This window comes from Muricoprocola aceti, from assembly GCF_025567005.1.
Taxonomy (GTDB): domain Bacteria; phylum Bacillota; class Clostridia; order Lachnospirales; family Lachnospiraceae; genus Marvinbryantia; species Marvinbryantia aceti.
This window is the reverse complement of sequence record NZ_JAOQKE010000014.1, coordinates 19,265-44,279: the sequence shown is the minus strand read 5'-3', so window position 1 is coordinate 44,279 and position 25,015 is coordinate 19,265. Positions and strand designations below refer to the sequence as shown.

The window sequence follows — 25,015 nt, the reverse complement described above, 5'->3', positions numbered from 1 at the left end:
TTACTTGCAATCACAGAATGAAGTATATATGATAAATAGGAACCGAATGTAAGGGTTACGATGAACTAAGAGATTGGAAGATGAAGAAAAGATGACATATGAAGAAGCGGAAGCTTATATCAATAGTGTACCTAAGTTTACCTCAAAGAATAAACCGGAGAATACGCAGGAACTGATTTGCAGAATCGGACATCCAAAGCGGAAGATGAAGGTAGTCCATGTGGCTGGAACCAATGGAAAAGGTTCAGTCTGCGCGTTTCTTTCTTCGATGATGACAGCAGGCGGAAAAAGATGCGGATTATTTACTTCCCCTCATCTGGTAAAGATGAACGAGAGATTTCAGATTGATAATATTCCGGTCAGTGATGAAATTTTTCTTGGGGCTTATGATAAAGTGATGAAGATTGTGAAAGAGATGCAGGAAGATGGATTTTATCATCCGGCTTATTTTGAACTTCTCTTTGCGATTGGAATGGTGATTTTTGAAGAAGAAGGAGTGGAATATCTGGTTCTGGAGACCGGTCTGGGCGGAAGGCTGGATGCAACCAATATTGTAGAGCATCCGATTGTGACAGTCATTACCTCCATCAGTCTGGATCATACAGAGATCCTTGGAGATACCATAGAAGAGATTGCAGGCGAAAAAGCAGGTATTATTAAGCAGGGGGTACCAGTTGTCTACGATGGCAGAGAGAAACGGGCAGAAAAAGTAATATGCAAAAAAGCAGAAGAACAGAATGCCAGGGCAGTGCCACTGTATGAAGAGACTCTTCATATACTGGGATCCACAGACCATAGTGTGGATTATACGTTTGATGCACCGTATTATTGCGGACAGAAAATTACGGTACCTTATCTGGCCCCGTATCAGGTACGAAACAGTGCACTGGCACTTCTGGCCATGGAAGAGATCGACCCACAGCATGAGATTTCACTTGAGACTCGTCTGAATGCGATCCGTACTACCCGCTGGCAGGGAAGAATGGAGACGGTTCTTCCAGGAGTCATTGTAGATGGTGCACATAATGAAGATGGTGTACATGAATTTGTACGTACCCTGCGTCAGGTTGGAAAAGGCCGCAGAATTGTCATGCTGTTTTCTGCGGTGGTAGAAAAGAACTATGAGGAGATGGTACATACCATCTGCCAGACGGGCTGCATTCAGGAAGTTGTTGTAACAGAGATTCACGGAAGCAGAATTGTTCCGGCAGGGGAACTGGCAGAAGTATTCCACAGATACACTGATGTACCGGTGACTCCGGTGTGCGATATAGATGATGCCTTTGCACTTGCGCTGGAAAAGAAAGGGGACGGACTGCTGTTCTGCGTGGGGTCCCTGTATCTGGTAGGAGAAGTGAAGAGAGTAATAGAGGAGAAAAAGCATGATTAACTATGAAGAAGAACTGAAAAAGTTTCATCCCAGCTTGGATGTAAATGAAGCAGAAGATGCTATATATAAAAGGGACTTTACGGATGTTACAGATATTTTAAAAGAAATGATTCAGGAAGAAAAGAACAAGAGGAGATAAGGGGGACACGCTATGAGATGTATTTATTGCGGGACACCTTTATCTGCAATTGATTATTGTACCGGATGTGGAGCAGACGTGACGCTGCAGAAGCGAATTGTCCGTATATCCAATCTGTTATACAATGAAGGACTGGAGAAGGCCAGTGTCAGGGATCTGTCTGGCGCAATTTCCTGTCTGAAGCGAAGCCTGAAGTTTAATAAAGAGAACATTGATGCCAGAAACCTGCTGGGTCTGGTGTATTATGAGACGGGAGAAGTGGTTTCCGCCTTGAGTGAATGGGTCATCAGTAAGAATACCATGGAAGAAAATAATGCGGCAGATTTCTATATTGCAAAGCTGCAGTCCAATAAAAACAAACTGGAGACCATCAACCAGACTATAAAGAAGTATAATCAGGCGCTGCTGTACTGTAAACAGGACGATGAGGATATGGCCGTGATTCAGCTGAAAAAGGTTCTGTCTCAGAATCCCAATCTGATCAAGGCTTATCATCTGCTGGCGCTGATCTATATGAAGCAGCAGGAGTACGAAAAGGCAAGAAAGCTGTTGAAAAAAGCGGCACAGATTGATACTACGAATACAACCACACTTCGCTATCTCCATGAGGTGGAAGAGGCTACAGGAGTGGGAACCAATCTGAACAAAAGCAGCAGGAGATTTCGAAAGACGGTAGATGGGGAAGAGAAGGAACCACATCTTCTGGGACCGGTAACTTATAAGAATGGTAATGATATCATCATCCAGCCAACCACATTCCGTGACAGTTCTACGATGGCTACCTTTTTGAATATTTTCATGGGATTTGTACTGGGAGCAGCATTGATCTGGTTCCTGGGAATCCCGGCAAATACCAGAAAGATCAACCAGGAAGCAAGCAAATCTGTCACAGATGCGAATACCAAGCTGGCTTCAGAAACTGCTAAAGTCACCAGCCTGGAAAAGGAAATCGAAGATTATCAGGCTAAAGTGGATGAGGCGAATAACACGATGCAGGCTGCACAGGATAAGGCAGATGGATATGATACCCTTCTGAAAGCAGCCACTGAGTTTATTTCCGGAGATCAGAATGCAGCAGGAAATACACTGGGAGAGATCGAGGCAGACAGTATGGAAGGTGAAGCCAGGACATTATATGAAAGTCTGCTGAACAGTGTGAAAGGCGCCATGTACAGTTCACTGTACAGTCAGGGAGCAACGGCCTATTCATCAGGAGATTATAAGACAGCAGCAGAGGCGTTGAAAAAAGCAACAGAAGCAGATCCGACACAGTATGATGCCTGGTATTATCTGGCATTTTCATACTATAATCTGAATGATACGGAAAATGCAGACAAGACTCTGGCTGAAACAATCGTCCGGTTTCCTCAGTATGAGGAACTGCTTTCTTCTTATATTACAGACAGTTCCGTGCTGACAACAGCGAAGTCCAAGAGTACTGGAAACACTGCGGACACACAGAGTAGTTCTTCTGACAGCAATCAGACCACCAGCACAGAAGCAGGTCAGACTACGCAGGATGCGTATACAGCAGCGGATCAGAACAGTGTAGCACAGGATGCCGGAAATACAGATACTGGCAATGGCTATTATGATGAAAATGGTATCTGGGTACAGACGTATTAAAAAACAAATGAGGAACCTCGAAAAAGGGGGCTGCCGCAGACAATGCGGTGGCTCTTTTCTTTTGCACAAGATAAGTAAATTCAAGTGAAATAGTGAAAGGGAGAGTATAAATGGAACAGTATTTTGAAATTTCAGGAACTGATTTACAGATCTTTCTTCCAGAAGAAGTGGATCATTTTAATGCGGAACAACTGAGAAAAGAAGCTGATCGGATTTTGCAGAGCCGGAATATCAGACGGATTGTGTTCGATTTTTCCAGAACTCAGTTTATGGACAGTTCCGGTATTGGAGTCATTATGGGTCGGTATAAGAATATGCGTTTTATGGGAGGAACAGTGATTGCCGTACATGTGAATGAACGAATCAGGAGAATTCTGACACTGTCCGGTGTCTATAAAGTCCTGGATATATACGAAGGACAGGCAGTGCCATCTAATATGTTTTAAGGGGGAGAACATGAGCGAGACGAATGAAATGAAACTGGAATTTGACAGCCGTCCATGCAACGAGAGCTTTGCCAGGGTGTCAGTGGCGGCTTTTATGACACAGCTGAATCCTACACTGGAAGAGGTGGCGGATGTAAAAACGGCACTTTCTGAGGCTGTGACCAATGCCATTGTACATGGATATGAAAATAAAGTGCAGAAAATATACATAGAGTGCCGCATGGAAGATCAGGAACTTCTGGTGAAGGTTACGGATTATGGAGTGGGAATCGAAAATGTGGAACTGGCTATGCAGCCACTTTATACAACCAAACCGGATGAAGAACGTTCTGGCATGGGATTTGCATTTATGGAGGCCTTTATGGATGAATTGTCAGTGGAATCAGAACCAGGAAAGGGAACCACTGTATGTATGCGGAAAAGAATAGGAAGATTTGAAAGGAAGTAGAGATGGATCGCACCCTGTGGCTGATTGAATGTGCACACCAGGGGGATAAAAAAGCAAGAGAAGCAGCGGTAGAAGAAAATATGGGACTGGTCATGCATGTGGTGAAGCGTTATCAGGGAAAAACAACAGATATGGAGGATCTGATTCAGATCGGCTGCATTGGCTTGCTGAAAGCAGTGGACTATTTTGACCTGAACATGGATGTTCGCTTTTCAAGCTATGCTGTACCAATGATTCTTGGAGAAATCAGACGTTATCTGAGAGACGATGGGATGCTGAAGGTCAGCAGATCTCTGAAAAATATCGCATATCAGACATCAAAGACCAGGGAAATGCTGACGGTACAGATGGGAAGAGAACCATCCATAGAGGAGATCGCAGACGCAACCGGAGTGGAAAGAGAAGAAATTGTCATGGCTATGGAAGCCTCTGCGGAACTGGAATCCCTTCAAAAATCTGTATATCAGTCAGATGGAAATGAAATCTGTCTGGAAGATAAGGTGGAAGACAGGAGAGATGCCGTCAGTGAACTGATGAATCATGTTTTGCTTGAGAATATGCTGAAGGTACTGGATCCAGAGGAAAAAAGTCTGATTCATATGCGTTATTATGAGGAAATGACGCAGTCTCAGATTGCTGCAAAAATGCAGAAAACACAGGTTCAGATATCCAGGATGGAAAAAAAGATACTGAAGAAAATGCGGTTATGTATAAAGGACTGAAAAATGGAAAAGATAGAGACAGAAAATATACACCGAAAAGAGGGATCATGTGGCAACAGAAACCTTATATCTGAAGATTGACAGTAATGTTCTGGTACATCAGAAGAATCTGACCGTGAAGGATATTGCACAGACAGCCTGTGCCAATTCGTCTGTACAGAATAAAATACAGACGCTGAAACTGAGTAATCTGCAAATATCAAAACCTGGAAGATATGTAAAGTCGGTTCTGGATGTGCTGGAGGCCATACAGAAGGAGTACCCATCTCTGAAAATTGAGAATCTGGGCGAAGCGGATTTTATCATTACTTATGAAGAAGAAAAGGGAAAAAGTCGTTTGATCGGATATCTGAAAACAATCCTGGTCAGTGTCCTGAGTTTTTTTGGAGCAGCATTTTCTATTATGACATTTAATAACGATGTGGATATCCGTGGATTATTTGCAGATGTCTATCTGTTATTTACAGGGCAGACTTCAGATGGCTTTACGGTACTGGAGCTGGCGTATTCTTTTGGACTTGGGATTGGCATTATTTTATTTTTTAATCACTTTGCCGGAAAAAGAATCGAAACGGACCCTACGCCTATGGACGTACAGATGCATACCTATGAGCAAGATGTGAATCAGACAATTATGTCCAATTATGGGGTAAGAAAACAGCAGGAAAAGACAACGGGAGAAAAAAGGTGAAAAGATTAGTGATCCAATATGTGGTTATGGCAGCCGGAGCCTTCAGCTGTGGATTTCTGGTAGCAGGAGGTGTGATTGCCCTGATCGTAGGGCTGGGAATTATAACTAGACTGACTGGCATCACCCATACGGCAAAAGAAAACAGATGGTATGAAAGTATGATTTTCCTGGGAGCGGTATTTGGAAGCTGCCTGACGGTATACCTGCTTCCGGTACCTCTGGGAAGAGCAGGGCTTCTGGTGCTGGGACTCAGTGCAGGAATTTATACCGGAGGGTGGATTATGGCTCTGGCAGAGATGGTGCATATGTTTCCTGTATTTTCCCGCCGCATTGGGATTACCACAGGAATCGGGGCGATTATCTGGAGTCTGGCTCTGGGAAAAATGACCGGCAGTCTGCTGCAGTTTTATGAGAACTGGTAAAGGAGAAAAAAGATGAGTGCAAACGCAGAAAAAGAAGAAACAGAAAAGTCAGAGAACAGAGAAAAAAGAAATCAGTCATATCAGGAATATGTAAAAAAAGTGACACCAAAACACAGTGTGATAAAAAACTGTCTGAAAGCATTTGTAACAGGTGGAGCGATCTGTCTGCTTGGACAGATATTACTTCATATGGGAAATACACTGGGGCTGGATGAAGAGACGGCAGCAGGATGGTGTTCTGTGATACTGGTACTGCTCAGTATTATTCTGACGGCTGCAGGTTGGTATCAGCCACTGGCTAAATTCGGTGGAGCAGGAACACTGGTTCCGATCACCGGATTTGCTAACTCAGTGGCGGCACCGGCAATTGAATTCCAGAAAGAAGGACAGGTATTCGGGATAGGATGCAAGATCTTTAATATCGCCGGACCGGTAATTCTGTACGGCATTTTTACCAGTTGGGTGCTGGGTGTGATCTATTGGCTGATCTGACAAAAAAATATAAGAAGAAAGGAAAAAAATATAATTGTTGTAAAATAAAGTTCCACTTACGGGATAAACATGGTATAATTATCACCAGAAATCTGAGGAGTGAGAACGATGCTTTTATTATTTTTTCTTGTATGGATTATTTTCAACGGGGCGATTACAACGGAGATTTGTATCTTTGGAGTTGTAGTTGCCTTTTTGATGTTTGGATTTGTATGTAAATTCATGGATTACAGCTGGAGAAAAGAAAAACTGCTGATCCAGAGAAGCGGATATTTCCTGCTTTATCTGGGCAATCTCCTGATCGAGATTGTAAGGGCGAATGTGTCAGTATGTCACTTTGTATTATCTGACAGAGATGAGATTCACCCGGTGATGGTATCTTTTCATACTACATTAAAGTCCGGTCTGGCCAGGGTGATCCTGACCAATTCCATTACACTGACGCCGGGAACTATTACTGTATCGCTTCAGGGAGATGAGGTGATTGTTCATTGCCTGGACCGGTCGCTGGCAGAGGGGATGGAAAACAGCAGCTTTGTAAAGATGCTGGAACATATGGAAAGGATAGGTGAAACAAATGGAAATCTATAGCAAATGTCCGTGGATATTTTCTATCATATTGATTTATCTGGCGGTATTGCTGTTCCTGTGTCTGCTTCGCGCAGTGAAGGGACCGACGATTGCGGACCGTCTGATGGCAGGAAATATGATGGGAACCATAGTTATGGTTATTATCTCGATCCTTGCCCTGTATCTTCAGGAAGGATATCTGGTGGACATTTGTCTGATCTATGCCATGATCAGTTTCCTGGCGGTAGTAGTTCTGACAAAGGTATATACCGGTGTCTATCTGGAGAAAAAAGATCAGGAACAGAAAAGACAGGAGATGAAAGCGGCAGCTGGAGAAAAAGAACAGACAGCATTGCCGGAAGACATCACAGAAGGGGAGGAGCAGCATGGTAATTCTTAGTTGGGTGCGTCTGGCACTGGGAATTATTTTTTTACTGATTGGTATGTTTTTGTTTGGCATACAGATTCTTGCATTATTTAAATTTCGTTATGTACTGGACCGCATGCAGGCAGCGGCCATGGGGGATACGCTGGGAATCGGAAGTTCTCTGCTTGGTCTGATGCTGCTGTCCGGATGGAATCTCACCACAGCAAAGCTGGCGCTGGTGGTGATCTTTTTATGGTGTTCCTCACCGGTATCGTCTCATCTGATTGCCAGACTGGAGGCGGTGACCAATCCAAAGCTGGAGCAAAAGTGCGAGGTCCCAGATGAGATACGAAAAAGTATAGAAGAGCAGAATCAGCAGAGAGGGGATGCATAAATGAAGATCTTTGAATATATGCTGCTGGCATTTCTGGTATTGTGTGCCGTTTCCGTCAGCTTTTCTAAAAATCTGTTAAACTCTATTTTGATTTTTATGAGTTTCAGTCTGATTATGTCCATCATGTGGATATTGCTGCAGTCACCGGATCTGGCCATTACAGAAGCCGCGGTAGGTGCGGGCGTGACGACGATTCTGTTTTTTGCCACTTTGAAAAAGATTCATGGCATGGAAGCGGATCAAGATCAGGATGGAGAAGATCAGGGAGGAAAAAGACATGAATGAAAGCAGACAGGAGGAAAACAAAAAGCCGGCAGTGTATCGGATCTGGCGAGCCTTAAAGGGCCAGCCAGAGGAGAAAGCGGAGGAACTGACACTGGAGCGGGAACAGATCCTGGATGAGAAAGTGCTGGAAAAGCATCGTCTGGATCATGAAAAGATGCTGGAGAAGACATATGACATTGAACATAACCCAATCTATGGATTTTTCCGTCGGTTTTATAAAGTGGCAGGCGTCTTGTGCTGTCTGGCGCTGATTACTATTTTGCTGGTGCAGGTCTCTTACCTTCCAGCTGTGGGAAGCAGCAGCAATCCAGGCAGTAATGAAGTGGCAGCCAAATATATTGAAGACGGACTGCAGGATACAGGAGCTGTAAATATTGTGACAGGCATGATTCTGGACTATCGGGCTTTTGATACTTTTGGAGAGTCTAATGTATTGTTTATTGCTACCTGTACTGTATTGATTTTGCTGCGCAATGATAAGAAAAAAGGAAAAGACAGTGCAGAGGCGGAAGAACGCAGGGACAGTTATTATGAACCGAAGAATGATGTTATCCTCCAGACCATTACCAAAGTACTGGTGCCGATTATTTTTATTTTTGGAATTTATGTGATCCTGAATGGGCATCTGTCACCGGGGGGAGGATTTTCCGGAGGTGCGATTATTGGAGCCGGACTGATCCTGTATCTGAATGCTTTTGGATTTCAGAAGATCGAGCGGTTCTTTACAGAAAAGACTTATAAATGGATAAGTTTTGGTTCACTGACTTTTTACTGTCTGGCAAAGAGTTATTCCTTTTATACCGGAGCACATCATCTGGAAAGCGGCATTCCTCTGGGAAAGGCAGGAGCGATTATCAGCAGTGGGCTGATTCTGCCACTGAATATCTGCGTGGGTCTGGTAGTGGCCTGCACCATGTATGCATTCTTTGCGTTGTTCCGGAAAGGAGGATTCTAAAAAGATGCTGTTATTTGGAGCAAATTTTATATCCAATATTGGAGAAGAAGTGGCAATGGTCTTATTCGGAATCGGATTTGCCAATCTGCTTTTTCAGAAAAACCTGATAAAAAAAATCATCGGATTGAATATCATGGATTCCTCTGTTTATCTGTTTCTGGCAGAAAAAGGGTACATAGAAGGACGGCTGGCACCGATTGTGGTGAATGGGATTCAGTATGTGAATACCTACATCAATCCGATTCCCAGCGGACTGGTGCTGACAGGAATCGTGGTGTCAGTATCCGTTACTGCACTGATGCTGTCATTGACGGTACGTCTGTACCGCAGATATCATACATTGGATCTGGATGAGATATCAGCCAGATTGAAGAAGGAGGGACTCTGATGGCTTTTGTACAGAATGTGCCTTTCTTCTCCATTATTCTGTCCATGTTTTCAGGAATTGTCAGTTCGGTGCTGCCTGAGAAGCAGGCAAAATGGCTGAATACAGCGGTGATCACACTGGTAGGAGCGATGTCAGCCTGGCTGCTTTCCTATCTGCTGGAGGTGGGCGGAAGCTTTACCTTTATGATGGGACATTTTCCGGCACCCTGGGGGAATGAGATTCGAGCCGGCGCACTGGAAGCTTTGATGGCATTGATTTTTTCCATTATTATGCTGTTGTCCCTGCTGGGCGGAAGAAAGAAGTTAAAAGATGAGGTAGAGATTACCAAACACAACATATATTATATTCTGACAGATTTGCTGCTCAGCTCTCTGCTGGCGTTGATCTATACCAATGACCTGTTTACGGCCTATGTATTTGTAGAGATCAATACCATCTCAGCCTGTGGTCTGATTATGATCCGTCAGAATGGACGTACCATCGAAGCTGCAGTCCGTTATATGATCATGAGCCTTCTGGGATCCGGTCTGCTGCTGATGGGGATCTGTATGTTATATGACCTGACCGGACATCTGTTGATGTCCAATATCAAAGAATCTGTGCAGCAGATCATGGCAGAGGGCAGTTATCGTGTGCCGATGCTGATCACGATTGGATTGATTACAGTGGGACTTTCTATTAAAAGTGCACTGTTTCCATTTCATGCCTGGCTTCCGGATGCTTATGGGTATTCGACAGTTTCATCCGCGGCGATGTTATCCAGTCTGGTGTCCAAAGGTTATATTTTCCTGCTGATTAAGATATTTTACCGGGTAATCGGTATCGATATTATTCGAAACAGCAATATCCTGAATGTACTGTTTGTCTTTGGACTCTGCGCCATGATCTTCGGCTCTGTCAGTGCCATCTGGGAAAATGATATACGCAGAATGATTTCATTTTCTTCTGTGGCACAGATTGGTTATATCTATATGGGATTTGGACTGGGAACAGAAGCAGGAATGGTGGCCAGTGTCTTTCATATCCTGATGCATGCTGCGACCAAATCCATGCTGTTTATTTCTGCCATCGGACTGACAGATGTATCCAACGGAAGCCGTCATTTCGCAGAACTGACCGGTTCCGGGTACCGGAATAAGATAGCCGGTATAGGCTTTACAGTGGGGTCACTTTCCATGGTTGGAATTCCATGCTTTGCCGGGTTTGTCAGCAAAATTTTGTTTGCCCAGGCGGCAGTGGCCAATAATGCACCGGTGAAGATATTCCCAACGGTGATTGTCCTGGCTGTCAGTACGATATTAAATGCAGTCTATTTTCTGAAAACAGTGATTCGAATCTATGTGCCGGAGGATCCTGCATTTGAAAAACAGCAGGGCTATCTGTTTTTCCATATCTCCAGACAGAAATTGTATGGACTGACAATCATCTGTTTTATTGCCTTGAATCTGGTGCTTGGAATGATGTCACAGCCGATTGTACATATCATTGGAATCGGTCTGCAGAATTTCTCATAGGGGGCTTAGGATTAAGAATGAAAGCAGGTATTCTTTTATTAAATATGTGTTTCCCTGTGCTGGCAGGACTGATGATGTTTCAGGGAAAAAGAGAATATACGGAAAAAAAACTGGCAAGGCGATCTCTGGCAGCTATGGTGATTGCAGCATGTTTTCTGGTATGGAATCTGACGGGAGATCCGCAGTCACTGCATCTGTGTTCACTGGGAAAAGATCTCCCGGTGTACTTTCATGTAGATGCAATCGGAAAACTGTTTGCATCCGTGGTTACTTTGGTCTGGATCCTGGCAATATGTTTTGCCGGAGAATATATGAAAAAAGAGCAGGATCAGAAACGATTCTTCGGATTTTTTCTGATTGTATATGGGGTGCTGATGGGACTGTGTTATGCAGGCAATCTGATCACTTTTTATCTGTTCTATGAAATGATGACATTAACCACGGTACCGCTGGTACTGCATACCCGGACAAGAGAGGCCATTACAGCCGGTATGAAGTATCTGCTGTATTCCTTAAGCGGAGCATATCTGGTTCTGTTTAGCACTTATATGCTGAATCGATATACTACATCTTTGAATTTTACACCGGGCGGAACCCTGGATCTTGCAGCGGCAGAAGGGCATACGACACTGATATTGGTATGTGCCTGCCTGATGATTCTGGGATTTGGCGTAAAAGCCGGTATGTTTCCCATGCATGGATGGCTCTCGACTGCTCATCCGGCGGCACCGGCACCGGCCAGTGCAGTTCTTTCCGGTGTGATCGTTAAAATGGGTGTGCTGGGAGCAATCCGCGTAGTGTATGAGATTATCGGTCCGGAAATGATCCGGGGTACCTGGGTACAGACAGTGTGGCTGACATTGTCACTGATAACGGTATTCATGGGTTCTATGCTGGCGTACCGGGAGAAGATATTGAAGAAAAGGCTGGCTTATTCTACCGTCAGTCAGATCTCTTATATTCTCTTTGGGCTTGCACTTTTGCAGCCCCAGGCATTGACAGGCTCTCTGCTTCATGTGGTGTTTCATGCATGTATCAAATCCTGCCTCTTCCTTTGTGCAGGTGCTGTGATTTTCTGCACCGGGAAGATCAGAACGGATCAGCTTACCGGAATCGGCAAGGAGATGCCGGTGACCATATGGTGTTATACCATTGCATCGCTGGCGCTGATTGGTATTCCGCCAGCCAGTGGCTTTATCAGCAAATGGTATCTGGCGGAAGGAGCACTCTCATCGGGAACCTCTGTTTTTGCAGTTCTGGGGCCGGTTGTACTTCTGATCAGCGCACTGCTGACAGCAGGGTATCTGCTGCCTGTCAGCATGAAGGGATTCCTGCCTGGAAAAGAGTTTGATTATGCACATCTGATCAGAAAAGAAGCAAATCTGGCCATGTTGATTCCGGTAAGTATGTTATCTCTTCTGGCTTTGCTGCTGGGAATCTTTTGCGGACCATTGGTACAGTATGTGGAAAAAATTGTGGAGGTCATGCTATGAGCCAATATTGGATGACAGTTGCAATATTATTGCCAATCATTGGAGGAATCCTGGTAAAAGTGATTCCTTTTCCAAATCAGAAAATCATGAAAATTTATCTGGAATGTGTCATGGTGGTGACCTCTCTGCTGGTTTTTCTTCTGGCCTGGAATCGCCCGGAGGGAACACTGGAAGTAGTTCATTTTATGCAGGGACTTTCTATTTCTTTTCGTATAGATGGAATGTCCATGGTATTTTCTGTGCTGATAGCGGTTCTGTGGCCGCTGGCCATGCTGTATTCCTTTGAATATATGGAACGGGAACAGCATCAGAGAGTGTTTTTCCTGTTTTACTCTGTGACATATGGGGTAACACTTGGAATCGCCTACGCATCGGATATGCTGAGCATGTATTTCTTTTATGAACTGCTGACATTGGTAACAGTCCCGTTAATTATGCACAGCTTAAGCCGCCAGGCCATTCATGCCACACGGAAATATCTGTATTATTCCCTTGGCGGTGCGGCGTTTGCACTGATTGGAATTGTATTTCTGATGGTATATGGAAGCCAGCTGGATTTTGTCCTTGGTGGTGTACTGGATCTGGCAAAAGCAGAAGAGAAGAAGCAGGTACTGTTGGTGGTATATCTGATTGCTTGCCTGGGATTTGGAGTAAAGGCTGCCATGTTTCCCATGGGCTCCTGGCTCCCGGATGCAGGTGTGGCACCGACTCCGGTCACGGCACTGCTTCATGCAGTGGCTGTGGTAAAAGCAGGCGTATTTGCAATTATCCGTCTGACCTACTACAGTTTCGGAACGGATTTTCTCAGGGGGACCTGGGTGCAGGCTGTGGTGATGGCACTGGCCATGTTTTCCGTGGTTTATGGCTGCACAAGAGCAGTGATGGAACGTCATATAAAGAGAAGACTAGCCTATTCCACAATCAGCAATCTTTCTTATATTATTTTCAGTGCCATGATCATGACTCCTCTGGGACTGGTTGGAGCACTTACCCATATGGTATGCCATGCCGTGATGAAGATCTGCTCGTTTCTGTGTGCAGGTGCCATTATGCATCAGACCGGAAAGACGTTTATCGATGATCTGAATGGATATGCCAAAAAGATGCCAGTGGTATTCGGATGTTTCCTGGTATCTGCCCTTGGATTGATGGGAGTACCGGGGCTGGCCGGCTTTATCAGTAAATGGAATATTGCCCAGGCAGCAGTGGACAGCGGAAGAGTGCAGGCATATCTGGGAATTGGCTGTCTTTTGATTTCAGCGTTCCTTACCTCGATCTATATGATGTCGATTGTATTTCGGGCATATTTCCCAGGGAAAGAGTTCCACTATGAAGAACTGGGAGAAATCAGGGATCCATCCTGGAGAATGTGTGTGCCGCTGGTGCTGTTTGCAGCAGGCGTGGCAGGCCTGGGACTGGGGTCCGCACCACTGGTCAGATTCTTTACGGATGTGGCTAATGGACTGTATTAGAGGGGGAACGGTAAGATGATGGAAACACAGATTTATTTATTAGCCTGGATCGTATTTTTCCCATTGGCAGGAGCAGCAGTTACCTATCTTGCGGGAAGGTCAGACAAGCTTCTGCGTGACAGGATGGCATCAGCAGTGACGGTGGCAGAATTCCTGATGCTGCTGGTACTTTTACTTACCGTCAGGGACAGCAGGGTATTTTGCCAGATTCCCGGTATCTGTCAGATGGGGCTGACATTTGAAAGTGATGGATTTCGATCTGTTTATGCGTTGATTGCAGCTTTTATGTGGATGATGACCACATTATTTTCTGGGGAGTATTTTGCTTCTTACAGGAATCGAAATCGCTATTATCTCTTTTCACTGATGACACTGGGAGCTACCGAGGGAGTGTTGTTATCTGCAGATCTGTATACTACACTGATCTTTTTTGAACTGATGTCTTTTACCTCTTATGTATGGGTGGCCCAGGATGAGAGAAAAGAATCGCTGCGGGCAGCAGAGACTTATCTGGCGATTGCGGTAATCGGAGGTCTGTCCATTTTAATGGGACTGTTTTTACTATATCATCAGACAGGCACCCTGCGCATCGATGACCTGTATCAGGCATGCCAGGGGAAGAATGTTCTGCCGGCATGCATCTGTATGTTGATCGGATTTGGAGGAAAAGCCGGAGTATTTCCGCTTCATATCTGGCTGCCGAAAGCACATCCTGCAGCACCGGCACCTGCCAGTGCATTACTGTCAGGTATCTTGACAAAGACCGGAATTTTCGGCATACTGGTAATCAGTTGTAAAATTTTTCTGCACGATGCAGTCTGGGGAACAGCCATGCTGGTGCTGGGAGTACTGACTATGCTGGTTGGTGCGGTGCTGGCAGTCTTTTCTGTGGATATTAAGAGAACACTTGCCTGCTCCTCTGTTTCTCAGATCGGATTTATACTGGTAGGAATCGGCATGCAGGGGTTGCTTGGAGAGGAAAACATTCTGGCAGTACGGGGAACCATGCTCCATATGGTGAATCATTCCCTGTTTAAACTTACTTTGTTTCTGGTTGCCGGTGTGATCTACATGAACCTGCACAGACTGGATCTGAATGAGATACGGGGATTTGGAAGAAATAAGCCACTTCTGAAGGCAATATTTTCAGGCGGTGCACTGGGAATCAGCGGCGTACCATTTTTTTCCGGATACATCAGTAAGACACTGCTGCATGAAGGTATTGTAGAATATAGTGAACAGATACAGACAGGCAGTGGAATATTGGGTTATTCAGATATTCGTCTGATAGAATGGCTGTTTTTGATCAGTGGAGGTCTGACGGTGGCGTATATGTGTAAACTATATGTGGCTGTCTTTGTGGAAGAAAATCAGAATGCGCAGACACAGGCGGCCTATGATGCGTTAAAAGGGCATTATATGAATCGTGTCAGCGCAGCAGTACTGGCAGTTTGCGCCATGCTGTTTCCTGTGATGGGAATTGTGCCTCATCTGACGATGGATCGAATCGCAGATATGGGACAGGAATTTATGGGTGCAGAAGAGATGGCAGGACAAGTAGCTTATTACAGCTTTGGCAATCTGTCAGGAAGCCTGATCTCTATTGGTATTGGTATTCTGGTTTATGTTTTTGTGATCCGTACCTGGATGATGCAGAAAAATGGTAATACAAAAGAATATGTAAACCGCTGGCCGGCAGTGCTGGATCTGGAGGATTATCTTTACCGACCGGTACTTTTGCAGATACTCCCGGTAATTGGAGGGGGAGTAAGCAGTCTGCTGGATAAACTGGTGGATGTGTCAGCAAAGATACAGCCGCTGGCAGGGTATGTGGAAGCCAGTTTCTTTGATACGATTCAGGATCCGATTATTGTAGAGATGAAAAAAGATGTCTATCATGGCAGCATGGAAAAGACCGACCCGGAAGAGGGCAACCATCTGACCCATGTACTTGGTAAGCTGTGTAATGCAGTCAAACACTTGTGCAATGCTACGATCTGGAAAAAGCATCCGTGTCAGACAGATTTTATCCACAAACTGTCTCTGTGGTATGAAGAATTCAGAGAAAATACGATTCTGATCGGAAGAAGTATGTCCTATGGATTGCTGCTGTTTTCCCTGGGATTGTGTATTACACTGATTTATCTGCTTGTTTCAGCGGTTTGGTTGAATTAAAAGGAGAAGAGTGAAACAGATGAAGAAAATACTGTTAATTGCAACAGGAGGAACTATCGCATCAAAATATACGGACAAAGGCCTGTCACCACAGATCTCAGCGGAAGAATTGTTATCCTATGTTCCAGAAGCCAGAGAATTCTGTGAAATTGACCACATTCAGCCATTTAATCTGGACAGTACCAATGTGTGCTCCAGACAATGGACGCAGTTAGCAGAGCTGATAGAGAAGAAGTATGAATATTATGATGGATTTGTCATTTGTCACGGAACCGATACCATGGCGTATACGGCAGCAGCGCTTTCTTATCTGATTCAGAACAATCTAAAGCCGATTGTGGTGACCGGAGCACAGAAACCGATAGACCTGGCGATTACCGATGCGAGAGCCAATCTTCTGGACAGCCTGAGGTTTGCATCACATCCCAAAGCACACGGAACCAATATTGTATTCGGAGGCTCTGTCATAGCGGGCACCAGAGCAAAGAAGGAGCGATCCAAGAGTTATAATGCATTTTCCAGTATCAATTATCCCGATATTGCAGTGATACAGGATCGACGGATTATATTTTATATTGATGATAAGAATCATATTACAGACCGAATAAGGTTCTACCATAAGCTGGATGACCGGGTATTCCTGTTGAAGCTGATTCCGGGAAGCAGTGGAGCAATTATTGATTCTCTGGCTGAGACTACCGATGCCCTGATCATTGAATCCTTTGGAGTGGGAGGTCTTCCAGATTATGGGGATGATGAATTCTATCAGGCAATCAGGCGGTTTGTAGAAAAAGGAAAGATCGTCATTATGGCGACCCAGGTTACCCATGAAGGCAGCGATATGAGTGTTTATCAGGTAGGAAAGATGATTAAACGGGAATTCTCTCTGCTGGAGTCCTATGATATGACTTTGGAGGCCACTGTGGCAAAGACGATGTGGGCGCTGCAGGAGAGCATTGATCCAGATGGTTTCCGGGAGAAATTCTATAAAAAGATCAATCATGACATTATGTTCAGCCCGGAACAGAATCATTAGTCCGGACTGAAGCATAACACAGAAGTGAAGCGAGAAATGCTCATAACAGATACAGCGAAAGAAAGGCAAAGAAATGACTATGAAAAATAAAACCAATACCAAAAAGAAGAGCGCACATCACCAGACTGCAAAAAAATCCGCAGAGCAGGTCAAACCTGTCAAAAAAATGCTGACAGAGTACTATCTGATTCCTCAGGAGACCAGTATTTCACAGATGGCAGAGCTATTGCCGGACTATCAGGAAAAAATCGAGCTCTGGCTGGAAATGGACCTGATGGAACTGACCTTAACACATGATACGATGGTATTTGAAGAGGCTGCAGAGGATTTTGCGAATTCGGAAGATCAGGTTTACTTTGCAGAACACAAAATAAAGAAAGTATATGCGATCACCTATGATGCACTCGATGCAGAAGAAGTGAGACAGATTCTTTCTACTTTGCAGGCCGCTCTTCAGGGAAGAGTCTGCGAAGAAGATGAAATACTGTAGGATTCAAATAACATGTTCCATTTGCGCACTGTTTCAAATGGTGCTTACAGTATATCATACGTGGCAAACAGAAAAATATGCCATTTTCTTTTAAGAAAAATAAGAGAAAAACATAAGAGTATAAATAAAATAGAAAAGAAATGCACATACTTCTGGCAAAAGGATAGCAGGAGGTTATGGCATGGATCAGACACAGGGCAGACAGAGCATCTGCTTTCAGAGAGCACCGCACATCATAGGTACTTCATCCGTGGTAGGAAAAAAGGAAGGAGAAGGACCGCTGGGCAGTGCTTTTTCTGTTGTTTCCCAGGATGATTTGTTTGGGGAAGACTGCTGGGAAAAGGCAGAAAGCGAAATGCAGAAGGAGGCACTTACCACAGCAATTGAGGATGCTGGAATTCCAAAGGATCAGATCCGTTATCTGTATGGAGGAGATCTTCTGGGACAGCTGATTGCCACATCTTTTGGACTGGAGAGTTTTGGAATCCCATGGTTTGGATTGTATGGAGCCTGTTCTACCTGCGGGGAAGCGCTGGCGTTGGCGGCTATGACAGTGGCAGGCGGCTATGCTGATTATACGGCAGCAGTAACGTCCAGTCATTTTGCCAGCGCAGAGAAACAGTTCCGCTTTCCGTTAGCTTATGGCAATCAGAGACCACTGTCAGCCACCTGGACCGTTACCGGAAGCGGTGCTTTTGTACTGGGAAAAACGGGTGGACACGTGAGAGTCACCGGCATCACAGCAGGAAAAGTAACAGACTTTGGAGTACAGGACGCAATGAATATGGGAGCCTGTATGGCACCGGCGGCGTGTAAAATAGAACCATAACAAAGAAGAGGCGTATTAATTTACTAATGGTTCTACACACAAACTATTAGAGGATATTTATAACTGAAAATAGCTGATTCAGTAAAAATGGAGGTATAGATATGACAGACCTAACACTGGAAAGGAAGAAAAATGAGAAAGATAATATTATATTTATCAATGAAGAACATGAAAAATTTTATTATGAAAAGTTAGAAGAGGTACGTTATCAGGACGTGTATCACATGGCATTGTGTTATTGCCTGGGGATCAATAATGATACAAGAAAAAATGTGAACAGAATTTACAATTTTAAGAATGGGTGTGTGAAGCCCAAATGTTTACATGAGGGATGGCAAACTGATGGAAGCCTGAAAGTGGTAAGATTGGCATTTAATCTTTATTGTAATGGAATACCAAGTATTAATACAGATAATAATAATATTAAAGAACAGATAGATGAATGCAAGAGATATACAGTGGAAGATTTATTTTGCTGTGTATATGCACCATATTTTTGGCAGGCAATACAAATTCGTTATCCAGAATATACTGGCTAATATATTGAGTATATAGGGGAAGTGAATAGAGAGCTACCAGATAATTGATAGACTATAGGGATACCTGTAAAATCAAGTATCCCTATTTTTATGAGATACTTCAGAAATAGAAGCACTGACAGAAGATGCCATTTACAGGATTTTGACGAAACGTGAAAATGAGAAAGTGAATGTGACAATCTTTGTGAAAAGATAAAATGACTATTTTCCGGTTACCTATACAAAAGAGCAGATGGAAGAGGTAATCTATGGACTTCTGGGTCGATGGAGACAGGAAAATGAACAGGGGGGATTAGGATGCATAAGATACAGTTTGATTATTTCAGGGGAATGGAAGCGGAGCAGTACAGCTTTTATCGCATCCCAAAAGTTTTGTTTACTGCGGAATGTTTTCAGACACTTTCCTGTGAAGCAAAGGTATTATACGGTCTGATGCTGGATCGTATGAGCCTGAGCATTAAGAACCGATGGCTTGATGGAGAAGACAGGGTATACATTATTTTTACAGTAGATGAAGTAGCGGAACTGATGAACTGCGGAACCCAGAAGGCTGTGAAATTGATGAAAGAACTTGACAGTGAAAAAGGAATTGGACTGATTGAGAAGAAACGTCTGGGGCTTGGCAGACCAAATGTGATCTATGTGAAGAATTTCTTATTACAGGACATGAAAAAGACTACGGAAAAGGAAAATAGTATATCAGAACAGCGGGGGGATGTATCACAATTCAAGAATGGTGAAAATCACAATTCAGAAATTGTGAAAACCACAATTCAGGAAGTTCCAGAATCATCATCAAAGAATAATGAAAATCACAATTCTGGAATGATGAAAAAAGCAACTCAGGAATTGGGAAAATCACAATCTAATAAGACTGAAAAGAATGATACAGAGAGAAATAAGACTGATAGTATTCCATCTTATCTTATCAATCAGACAGATAAGGATATACAGGATGGGATGGATGTGATGGAAGAAATGAGCATCTATCGTCAGTTGATACAGGACCATATTGAATATCAGTGTCATAATCAGAAAGAGGTAGATGATCTTGTAGAATTGATGGTGGAGGTCATGATGATGCCAGATAACAGCATGATTCGGATTGCAGGAGTGGACAAGCCAGTGTCCATTGTGAAAAATCGTTTTATGAAAATCAATTATTCCCACATAGAGTATGTCCTGTTATGCATGAAAAAGAATACGACGAAAATCAAGAACATTAAAACCTATTTGATAACGGCATTATATAATGCACCGGCCACGATGAATAGTTTTTACCAGGCAGAGGTTAATCACGATTTGTTTGGCAGTACATAAAAAATAACTTTGCGACAAAGTGACATAAAGTACAACAAAGATAAAAATACATAAAATTTTAATATAATCACATATTGACCATTATAGATATTTTCAGTATGATAAAAGAAAAACAATATGGTCAGGAATAGAAAAGGGAGGAAGGTACATGTTGAGGACAGTTGGAAGATTGATATTAAAATTAATGGCAATTGTGTGTATCATAGGAATTGTGGCATTGCTGGGAATCCTGGATGTATTTCTACTTCTTGGGTATGCGCTGCATGGCCTTATACTGGCATGTGCGGGATTCATGGTACTGATGATGATATTAGTCACGCAGGACTGGCAGACGATTGGTGTGATCCTTGCAATAGTAGCAGGAAGTAGTCTGGTGATGTTCTTTGGTACCGGTTTGACAACACTTATGAGGAGTATAGAATTTGGTCTGGCAGAGTTTGTAGGATCATGATTATTGAAAATGACTTTGTGTCACGGTGGCATAAAGTAAAGATAATGAAGTGTATTCAGTATGGCAAGAGAAACAAGAAGTCGCTGCAGAAATTCTGTGGCGATTTTTTGTACCCTTCAATCTGAATATGCTATATCTGTTTCAGATGTTTTTCATATTTCGAATCTGTATGGCGTTTCATCTGTACTTCCAGACTATCCAGAACCTGTCTGCGACCTTCTTCATCCAGTATATAAAACTGAGTAAGGATCTGGTCAAGTAATGGGTAATCACTGTATGAGTACAGATTAAGAATCTGGGACATACGATTTTTCAAAGCACTGTTCGTATTTAGGGCAGAAAGAAGACCGTCAGTCTCAGATAAAGAGTCTGTTTCTGTCTGTGAGAAAGGATTTTCCCTGCATATCAGCTTTATATCAATGCCAAGTAGATTAGACAATCTCAGTGCGAGATCATATCGCATAGAGGAATCACGGCGGATTGATGTGTGGATGGTATTAGCATTTACACCGGATCTGCGTGCTGTTTCTGCAACAGACCAACCTCTGGCGGTTATCGCATTTGCAAGATTTTTTCCATATCCCATAACAGTATCTCCAATTTTCAAAAATAAGTATACAACTTATCCTACTATATAAGAGAGAATCCTACAACAAAAATTCTATGATTTTTTTATAAAAAGGAGGAGTGCTTATTGTAATACCCCACAGGAAGCCTGGGCGATTTAAGTTACTGATCTGGCAGATCTTGTGGTAGGTGCGTTTATTGGAAACATATTTATGATAATCCGTGAAGTTTGCCATATAAAAAATCTCCTTTATGTTTTCATAAAATATAAAATTGAGTGAAGCGAAGATTCCAAAAGTGGGGAGGATCCCGCTTTTGTGGTGAATGCCCGGCAGTGTATATACATTGCCTGTCCCTGCTGTTTTACCCCTCTATTAGTTAAAGTCAGGAGAACCGGGAAAATGCAAAAGAATTTGGCAGGTAGTATGGCATACGAAAATGTGGTATGATTATGGACAGGATATCAGAAGAATCAGGAGTTGAAAAGATTGTGAAGACGGAAGAAATCTTTGAATACGTGCAGAAACAGTACGGTACAGTTCCAGAATATTTATGGAGTAAATCTCCAGACAGTGTTGTACTTCGTCATAAAAATGGAAAATGGTATGCAGTATTCATGACAGTTGAGAAATCTAAGTTGGGATTAGAGGGAAATGATCTGGTTGCCATCATGGACGTAAAGTGCGATCCAGAAATGACCAGCATGATTATTCAGACTTATGGATTTTTACCAGGATACCATATGAATAAACAGCACTGGATCACGATTTTACTGGATGGTTCAGTCAGTGAAGCGAAGACATTGGACTTTTTGGATATGAGCTATGACCTGATTGACGGAGCAGACAGAAAGGAAGAAAAATGAGAACAGCGATAGTATACGCATCTGTGCATCATGGAAATACAGAAAAATTAGTAAAGAGGATTGCAGAAGAATGTCAGATGGATTTGATTGATGCTGTGAAACAGCCAGATGCAGATCTGAGCAGTTATGATATGATTGGGTTTGCATCAGGAATCTATTTTTCAAAGTTTCATCAGTCGATATTGGAATTTGCAGAGAAGAATCTACCGGACGACAAAAAGATATTTCTGATCTGTACTTATGGTGGGAGTGCGAATTATAAATCCATAGAGCAGATTTTGGATAAAAAACATGCCAGTGTGGTTGGAAAATTTGGCTGTAAAGGGTATGACACATTCGGACCATTTAAACTGGTTGGAGGTATTGCTAAAGGCCATCCGAATGAAGAAGATATGAAAAACGCAGCGGACTTCGTAAAAGGAATACACTGATTTTTGAGCAAAAGGAAAACCGGGGATTTTACTCCTCGGTTTTCTGGATGTTGTGCTTCAGTCTTCAACTTGAAAAATATCTTCTACAGGCACTTTCAGGTAATGTGCCAGCCGGATTGCAATCTCAAGAGAGGGATTACGTTCTCCACGTTCGATGCGGCCTATCGTCTGGCTGCAGGAACCTATGGCTTCAGCCAAATCTGCTTGAATGAGATTCCGTTCTTCACGAATATCTTTTAGTGTATTATTGATTGCCATTCAATCACTTCCTTTGCTTATTGTTATCAGCAGGATCATGAACCTGCTGTTGAAATTTAATGGAATCCCGGAATTTCTGCACCTTTGCATTTCCCGATTACTTTTCCAAAAATCTTAAAAGAGTCAGATTCCAAAACCTGGATAGGACGATATTTTTGATTTAAAGAGATCAGATAAACACCATCTGGCTCATCGTGTAATTCCTTGATGTAAGTATTGCCGTTGAGATAGAAGATTCCAATTTCACCATTAGCAAGAGAATCTTTTTTCTGAATCCATGCAACATCGCCTGTATGATAAAGTGGCTCCATACTGTCACCGGAAATCCGTACACCAAAGTCAGTCTGCTCAGGAGCAAGGTGTCCTACGTCATAGGTTTCTTTTACAGAATCCTCCAGGTAATTTCCAGTACCAGCAGAAACTGGTTCCCAGGTAATTTCTACAGGATGATGGAATGGGATAATCTTTGCAGACAGTGGAGAAAACTTTTTAGAAGCTTTCAAAATATCAGCAAATTCAATCAATTTATTTCTGCCTTCTTCATTCAATCCACTCATAATGTTATATGGGTTTTCTCCAAAGAAGGATTCATATATATCTTCGATATCAAGTAACTGGCAAAGTGTCAGGAAAACATGTAAAGCTGGTTCTCGTGCATTGGTCTCCCATTTGGAGATTGCTTTTGTAGTGACCTGAATACCTTCTTGAGAAAGCAGGTCTACCAGATCTGATTGAGAGTATCCTTTCTTTTTTCTATTTTCTGCTAATATTTCCCCGAAATTACGCATTTGTTCGCCTCATTTCTATTTGAATTTTCTATATGCATTATACCGTATGTTAGAAATAAAATCAAGAATAATCTCCGAAATGGAGAAAATACAACCAAGATGTCACTTGACTATCTCCGGAATGTCGATATATACTAAACATACAGAAATTGATAAGACATTATGTTGAAGGAAACAGCTGGGAGGTGAAAAGTTTGAGTGAGCGTGTGATCCTGCATAGTGATATGAACTGTTTTTACGCCAGTGTAGAAATGCTACATCATCCGGAATTTGCCGGAATGCCTCTGGCAGTAGGTGGCGATACGGAAGCCCGGCATGGAATTGTACTGACAGCAAATTATATTGCCAAGAAAAAAGGAGTAAAAACCGGAATGGCATTATGGCAGGCGAAACAGGTTTGCCCGGAAATTATTTTTGTACCGCCACGGATGGATTTATATTTGCGATTTTCACAAATGGCAAGAGAAATCTATTCAGAGTATACAGACAAAATTGAGCCATATGGAATTGATGAAGCCTGGCTGGATGTATCAGGCAGTGGAAATCTGAAAGGAAGAGGAATGACAATTGCGAGAGAAATCAGCCATCGGATTAAATACGAACTTGGAGTAACAGTGAGTATTGGAATTTCCTGGAATAAGATTTATGCGAAACTTGGCTCGGATTATAAAAAGCCGGATGCAATCACAGAGCTTAATCGAGAAAATTATAAAGACAGGATATGGCAGCTTCCAGCGTCAGATTTGCTTTATGTCGGAAGACAGACGAATAAGAAATTGCAAAAACTTGGAATCCGGACAATCGGGCAACTTGCGGAATCAGACGAAAAGTTGTTAGAGAGTCATTTTGGAAAAATAGGAAATGTATTATGGGCTTTCGCAAATGGCTGGGATGAAGATCCGGTTTGCAAGGAAGGATATGAAGCACCAGTAAAGTCGATAGGTAATAGCACCACAACACCGAGAGATCTGGAAAATGATCTGGATGTCTGGATCATTCAAATAGCATTGGCAGAAAGTGTAGCTGCACGATTGCGGAAACATGGATTTAAATGCAAAACAGTAGAAATTACAGTTCGAGATAATGGATTGTATAGTTTTTCCAGACAGATACATTTACGACAGCCAACGAATATTACAAACGAGATTGTAACTGCAGCATTTCAGCTATTTAAAGATAATTACAAATGGGAACATCCCATTAGAAGCCTGGGAATCCGAGCTGCGGATCTTGTGTTAGATGATATTCCCGTGCAGTTGGATTTATTTGGAAATCAGGAGAAAAAGGAAAAGTTAGAGAAGCTGGATCGTACTGTAGATGAGATCAGACGACGGTTTGGTTATTTCAGTATACAGCGAGCGGCAATGTATCAGGATAAAGTCTTATCCCACTTAGACGCTGGTACGCACACGATCCATCCACACAGTTATTTTCATGGGTAATTGGAGGGAT

The 25,015-nt window shown here is 43.0% G+C and carries 30 protein-coding genes and 1 pseudogene; 28 read left to right on the top strand and 3 right to left on the bottom strand.

What is annotated here, in order from left to right:
* Window positions 1-91 precede the first annotated feature (91 nt).
* From OCV47_RS10945 to OCV47_RS10825, 25 genes and pseudogenes are all read left to right on the top strand, one after another.
* Window positions 92-1,390: a bifunctional folylpolyglutamate synthase/dihydrofolate synthase gene (locus tag OCV47_RS10945; RefSeq protein ID WP_262655114.1), complete on the top strand. Its 1,299-nt coding sequence runs from the start codon at window positions 92-94 to the stop codon at window positions 1,388-1,390.
* Window positions 1,383-1,529 carry a hypothetical protein gene (locus tag OCV47_RS10940; RefSeq protein WP_256300822.1) on the top strand — a complete coding sequence of 49 codons (147 nt, stop codon included), beginning with the start codon at window positions 1,383-1,385 and terminating at the stop codon, window positions 1,527-1,529. Before OCV47_RS10945 ends, OCV47_RS10940 begins: the two co-directional genes overlap by 8 nt.
* Window positions 1,530-1,541: 12 nt before the next feature.
* Window positions 1,542-3,155 (top strand): tetratricopeptide repeat protein, encoded by a 1,614-nt coding sequence (locus tag OCV47_RS10935; RefSeq protein WP_262655111.1) that lies wholly within the window; start codon window positions 1,542-1,544, stop codon window positions 3,153-3,155.
* Window positions 3,156-3,265: 110 nt separating this feature from the next.
* Window positions 3,266-3,601, top strand: a complete 336-nt coding sequence (locus OCV47_RS10930) for an STAS domain-containing protein (RefSeq protein ID WP_117449659.1) — start codon at window positions 3,266-3,268, stop codon at window positions 3,599-3,601.
* Window positions 3,602-3,611: 10 nt separating this feature from the next.
* Window positions 3,612-4,049: an anti-sigma F factor gene (gene spoIIAB, locus OCV47_RS10925; protein ID WP_117449660.1), complete on the top strand. Its 438-nt coding sequence runs from the start codon at window positions 3,612-3,614 to the stop codon at window positions 4,047-4,049.
* 2 nt (window positions 4,050-4,051) lie between these two features.
* Window positions 4,052-4,771, top strand: a complete 720-nt coding sequence (locus OCV47_RS10920; RefSeq protein ID WP_262655110.1) for a SigB/SigF/SigG family RNA polymerase sigma factor — start codon at window positions 4,052-4,054, stop codon at window positions 4,769-4,771.
* A gap of 49 nt (window positions 4,772-4,820) precedes the next feature.
* The gene (locus tag OCV47_RS10915; RefSeq protein ID WP_262655109.1) at window positions 4,821-5,462 is read left to right on the top strand and encodes a stage V sporulation protein AA; all 642 of its coding nucleotides are present in this window, start codon (window positions 4,821-4,823) and stop codon (window positions 5,460-5,462) included.
* Window positions 5,459-5,884 (top strand): stage V sporulation protein AB, encoded by a 426-nt coding sequence (locus OCV47_RS10910; protein ID WP_256300831.1) that lies wholly within the window; start codon window positions 5,459-5,461, stop codon window positions 5,882-5,884. The genes OCV47_RS10915 and OCV47_RS10910 overlap by 4 nt, the downstream gene beginning before the upstream one ends.
* A 12-nt stretch (window positions 5,885-5,896) precedes the next feature.
* Window positions 5,897-6,376 carry a stage V sporulation protein AC gene (gene spoVAC, locus OCV47_RS10905; RefSeq protein WP_117449782.1) on the top strand — a complete coding sequence of 160 codons (480 nt, stop codon included), beginning with the start codon at window positions 5,897-5,899 and terminating at the stop codon, window positions 6,374-6,376.
* A 108-nt stretch (window positions 6,377-6,484) separates the two neighbouring features.
* Window positions 6,485-6,967: a Na+/H+ antiporter subunit E gene (locus OCV47_RS10900; RefSeq protein WP_256300833.1), complete on the top strand. Its 483-nt coding sequence runs from the start codon at window positions 6,485-6,487 to the stop codon at window positions 6,965-6,967.
* The gene (locus tag OCV47_RS10895) at window positions 6,954-7,346 is read left to right on the top strand and encodes an MrpF/PhaF family protein (RefSeq protein ID WP_256300835.1); all 393 of its coding nucleotides are present in this window, start codon (window positions 6,954-6,956) and stop codon (window positions 7,344-7,346) included. The genes OCV47_RS10900 and OCV47_RS10895 overlap by 14 nt, the downstream gene beginning before the upstream one ends.
* Window positions 7,333-7,707, top strand: a complete 375-nt coding sequence (locus tag OCV47_RS10890; protein ID WP_117449784.1) for a cation:proton antiporter — start codon at window positions 7,333-7,335, stop codon at window positions 7,705-7,707. Before OCV47_RS10895 ends, OCV47_RS10890 begins: the two co-directional genes overlap by 14 nt.
* Complete coding sequence (locus tag OCV47_RS10885) at window positions 7,708-7,992, top strand: hydrogenase subunit MbhD domain-containing protein (protein WP_117449785.1); 285 nt, start codon at window positions 7,708-7,710, stop codon at window positions 7,990-7,992.
* A complete protein-coding gene (gene mbhE, locus OCV47_RS10880) occupies window positions 7,985-8,947 on the top strand; it encodes a hydrogen gas-evolving membrane-bound hydrogenase subunit E (protein ID WP_256300839.1) in 963 nt (320 codons plus the stop codon). The genes OCV47_RS10885 and mbhE overlap by 8 nt, the downstream gene beginning before the upstream one ends.
* A 4-nt stretch (window positions 8,948-8,951) precedes the next feature.
* Window positions 8,952-9,335 (top strand): sodium:proton antiporter, encoded by a 384-nt coding sequence (locus tag OCV47_RS10875; RefSeq protein ID WP_262655106.1) that lies wholly within the window; start codon window positions 8,952-8,954, stop codon window positions 9,333-9,335.
* A complete protein-coding gene (locus OCV47_RS10870; protein WP_256300842.1) occupies window positions 9,335-10,849 on the top strand; it encodes a complex I subunit 5 family protein in 1,515 nt (504 codons plus the stop codon). Before OCV47_RS10875 ends, OCV47_RS10870 begins: the two co-directional genes overlap by 1 nt.
* Window positions 10,850-10,866: 17 nt before the next feature.
* Complete coding sequence (locus OCV47_RS10865; RefSeq protein WP_256300844.1) at window positions 10,867-12,342, top strand: complex I subunit 5 family protein; 1,476 nt, start codon at window positions 10,867-10,869, stop codon at window positions 12,340-12,342.
* Window positions 12,339-13,814: a complex I subunit 5 family protein gene (locus tag OCV47_RS10860; protein ID WP_262655105.1), complete on the top strand. Its 1,476-nt coding sequence runs from the start codon at window positions 12,339-12,341 to the stop codon at window positions 13,812-13,814. The genes OCV47_RS10865 and OCV47_RS10860 overlap by 4 nt, the downstream gene beginning before the upstream one ends.
* Before the next feature lie 15 nt (window positions 13,815-13,829).
* On the top strand, window positions 13,830-15,989 hold the full coding sequence (locus OCV47_RS10855; protein ID WP_317244324.1) for a complex I subunit 5 family protein: 2,160 nt from the start codon (window positions 13,830-13,832) through the stop codon (window positions 15,987-15,989).
* A 19-nt stretch (window positions 15,990-16,008) separates the two neighbouring features.
* A complete protein-coding gene (locus OCV47_RS10850) occupies window positions 16,009-17,025 on the top strand; it encodes an asparaginase (protein ID WP_262655104.1) in 1,017 nt (338 codons plus the stop codon).
* A 79-nt stretch (window positions 17,026-17,104) separates the two neighbouring features.
* Window positions 17,105-17,515, top strand: coding sequence for a hypothetical protein (locus OCV47_RS10845; protein WP_117449791.1), 411 nt, complete (start codon window positions 17,105-17,107; stop codon window positions 17,513-17,515).
* A 181-nt stretch (window positions 17,516-17,696) separates the two neighbouring features.
* A pseudogene (locus OCV47_RS10840) lies at window positions 17,697-18,329 on the top strand (stage V sporulation protein AD); the annotation flags it as partial.
* Window positions 18,330-18,445: 116 nt separating this feature from the next.
* Window positions 18,446-18,883 (top strand): DUF6075 family protein, encoded by a 438-nt coding sequence (locus OCV47_RS10835; RefSeq protein WP_262655103.1) that lies wholly within the window; start codon window positions 18,446-18,448, stop codon window positions 18,881-18,883.
* A 297-nt stretch (window positions 18,884-19,180) separates the two neighbouring features.
* Window positions 19,181-20,203, top strand: coding sequence for a DUF6017 domain-containing protein (locus OCV47_RS10830; RefSeq protein WP_262655102.1), 1,023 nt, complete (start codon window positions 19,181-19,183; stop codon window positions 20,201-20,203).
* A 148-nt stretch (window positions 20,204-20,351) separates the two neighbouring features.
* Complete coding sequence (locus OCV47_RS10825) at window positions 20,352-20,654, top strand: hypothetical protein (protein ID WP_262655101.1); 303 nt, start codon at window positions 20,352-20,354, stop codon at window positions 20,652-20,654.
* Between the two features lie 130 nt (window positions 20,655-20,784).
* On the opposite strand, the gene OCV47_RS10820 is transcribed toward OCV47_RS10825, so the two are convergent.
* Window positions 20,785-21,240 carry a helix-turn-helix domain-containing protein gene (locus OCV47_RS10820; RefSeq protein WP_262655100.1) on the bottom strand — a complete coding sequence of 152 codons (456 nt, stop codon included), beginning with the start codon at window positions 21,238-21,240 and terminating at the stop codon, window positions 20,785-20,787.
* Window positions 21,241-21,666: 426 nt separating this feature from the next.
* Between OCV47_RS10820 and OCV47_RS10815 the strand changes: the two genes are divergently transcribed.
* Both OCV47_RS10815 and OCV47_RS10810 read left to right on the top strand, forming a co-directional pair.
* Complete coding sequence (locus OCV47_RS10815; RefSeq protein WP_470358594.1) at window positions 21,667-22,086, top strand: MmcQ/YjbR family DNA-binding protein; 420 nt, start codon at window positions 21,667-21,669, stop codon at window positions 22,084-22,086.
* Entirely contained in the window at window positions 22,083-22,517 is a 435-nt protein-coding gene (locus tag OCV47_RS10810; protein ID WP_117649061.1) for a flavodoxin family protein, read from the top strand. The genes OCV47_RS10815 and OCV47_RS10810 overlap by 4 nt, the downstream gene beginning before the upstream one ends.
* A gap of 57 nt (window positions 22,518-22,574) precedes the next feature.
* Here OCV47_RS10810 and OCV47_RS10805 read toward each other — a convergent pair whose 3' ends face one another.
* Together OCV47_RS10805 and OCV47_RS10800 are read right to left on the bottom strand one after the other, a co-directional pair.
* The gene (locus OCV47_RS10805) at window positions 22,575-22,775 is read right to left on the bottom strand and encodes a helix-turn-helix transcriptional regulator (protein ID WP_005344265.1); all 201 of its coding nucleotides are present in this window, start codon (window positions 22,773-22,775) and stop codon (window positions 22,575-22,577) included.
* A gap of 56 nt (window positions 22,776-22,831) precedes the next feature.
* A complete protein-coding gene (locus tag OCV47_RS10800) occupies window positions 22,832-23,563 on the bottom strand; it encodes an XRE family transcriptional regulator (RefSeq protein ID WP_117649057.1) in 732 nt (243 codons plus the stop codon).
* Between the two features lie 194 nt (window positions 23,564-23,757).
* Here OCV47_RS10800 and dinB point away from each other — a divergent pair, with 194 nt between their 5' ends.
* On the top strand, window positions 23,758-25,005 hold the full coding sequence (dinB, locus tag OCV47_RS10795) for a DNA polymerase IV (RefSeq protein WP_262655099.1): 1,248 nt from the start codon (window positions 23,758-23,760) through the stop codon (window positions 25,003-25,005).
* The last annotated feature ends 10 nt before the right edge of the window (window positions 25,006-25,015 follow it).

What these genes read in the sequence shown, in the direction of transcription:
- OCV47_RS10935 (WP_262655111.1), top strand. Translation starts at nt 1,542, where the DNA reads ATGAGATGTATTTATTGCGGGACACCTTTATCTGCAATTGATTATTGT.
- OCV47_RS10870 (WP_256300842.1), top strand. Translation starts at nt 9,335, where the DNA reads ATGGCTTTTGTACAGAATGTGCCTTTCTTCTCCATTATTCTGTCCATG.
- OCV47_RS10865 (WP_256300844.1), top strand. Translation starts at nt 10,867, where the DNA reads ATGAAAGCAGGTATTCTTTTATTAAATATGTGTTTCCCTGTGCTGGCA.
- OCV47_RS10815 (WP_470358594.1), top strand. Translation starts at nt 21,667, where the DNA reads ATGATTATGGACAGGATATCAGAAGAATCAGGAGTTGAAAAGATTGTG.
- OCV47_RS10895 (WP_256300835.1), top strand. Translation starts at nt 6,954, where the DNA reads ATGGAAATCTATAGCAAATGTCCGTGGATATTTTCTATCATATTGATT.
- OCV47_RS10900 (WP_256300833.1), top strand. Translation starts at nt 6,485, where the DNA reads ATGCTTTTATTATTTTTTCTTGTATGGATTATTTTCAACGGGGCGATT.
- OCV47_RS10820 (WP_262655100.1), bottom strand. Translation starts at nt 21,240, where the DNA reads ATGGGATATGGAAAAAATCTTGCAAATGCGATAACCGCCAGAGGTTGG.
- OCV47_RS10825 (WP_262655101.1), top strand. Translation starts at nt 20,352, where the DNA reads ATGTTGAGGACAGTTGGAAGATTGATATTAAAATTAATGGCAATTGTG.
- OCV47_RS10885 (WP_117449785.1), top strand. Translation starts at nt 7,708, where the DNA reads ATGAAGATCTTTGAATATATGCTGCTGGCATTTCTGGTATTGTGTGCC.
- OCV47_RS10930 (WP_117449659.1), top strand. Translation starts at nt 3,266, where the DNA reads ATGGAACAGTATTTTGAAATTTCAGGAACTGATTTACAGATCTTTCTT.
- OCV47_RS10835 (WP_262655103.1), top strand. Translation starts at nt 18,446, where the DNA reads ATGACAGACCTAACACTGGAAAGGAAGAAAAATGAGAAAGATAATATT.
- OCV47_RS10830 (WP_262655102.1), top strand. Translation starts at nt 19,181, where the DNA reads ATGCATAAGATACAGTTTGATTATTTCAGGGGAATGGAAGCGGAGCAG.
- spoVAC (WP_117449782.1), top strand. Translation starts at nt 5,897, where the DNA reads ATGAGTGCAAACGCAGAAAAAGAAGAAACAGAAAAGTCAGAGAACAGA.
- OCV47_RS10890 (WP_117449784.1), top strand. Translation starts at nt 7,333, where the DNA reads ATGGTAATTCTTAGTTGGGTGCGTCTGGCACTGGGAATTATTTTTTTA.
- OCV47_RS10805 (WP_005344265.1), bottom strand. Translation starts at nt 22,775, where the DNA reads ATGGCAATCAATAATACACTAAAAGATATTCGTGAAGAACGGAATCTC.
- OCV47_RS10855 (WP_317244324.1), top strand. Translation starts at nt 13,830, where the DNA reads ATGATGGAAACACAGATTTATTTATTAGCCTGGATCGTATTTTTCCCA.
- OCV47_RS10800 (WP_117649057.1), bottom strand. Translation starts at nt 23,563, where the DNA reads ATGCGTAATTTCGGGGAAATATTAGCAGAAAATAGAAAAAAGAAAGGA.
- OCV47_RS10810 (WP_117649061.1), top strand. Translation starts at nt 22,083, where the DNA reads ATGAGAACAGCGATAGTATACGCATCTGTGCATCATGGAAATACAGAA.
- mbhE (WP_256300839.1), top strand. Translation starts at nt 7,985, where the DNA reads ATGAATGAAAGCAGACAGGAGGAAAACAAAAAGCCGGCAGTGTATCGG.
- OCV47_RS10845 (WP_117449791.1), top strand. Translation starts at nt 17,105, where the DNA reads ATGAAAAATAAAACCAATACCAAAAAGAAGAGCGCACATCACCAGACT.
- OCV47_RS10860 (WP_262655105.1), top strand. Translation starts at nt 12,339, where the DNA reads ATGAGCCAATATTGGATGACAGTTGCAATATTATTGCCAATCATTGGA.
- spoIIAB (WP_117449660.1), top strand. Translation starts at nt 3,612, where the DNA reads ATGAGCGAGACGAATGAAATGAAACTGGAATTTGACAGCCGTCCATGC.
- OCV47_RS10875 (WP_262655106.1), top strand. Translation starts at nt 8,952, where the DNA reads ATGCTGTTATTTGGAGCAAATTTTATATCCAATATTGGAGAAGAAGTG.
- OCV47_RS10945 (WP_262655114.1), top strand. Translation starts at nt 92, where the DNA reads ATGACATATGAAGAAGCGGAAGCTTATATCAATAGTGTACCTAAGTTT.
- OCV47_RS10920 (WP_262655110.1), top strand. Translation starts at nt 4,052, where the DNA reads ATGGATCGCACCCTGTGGCTGATTGAATGTGCACACCAGGGGGATAAA.
- OCV47_RS10850 (WP_262655104.1), top strand. Translation starts at nt 16,009, where the DNA reads ATGAAGAAAATACTGTTAATTGCAACAGGAGGAACTATCGCATCAAAA.
- OCV47_RS10940 (WP_256300822.1), top strand. Translation starts at nt 1,383, where the DNA reads ATGATTAACTATGAAGAAGAACTGAAAAAGTTTCATCCCAGCTTGGAT.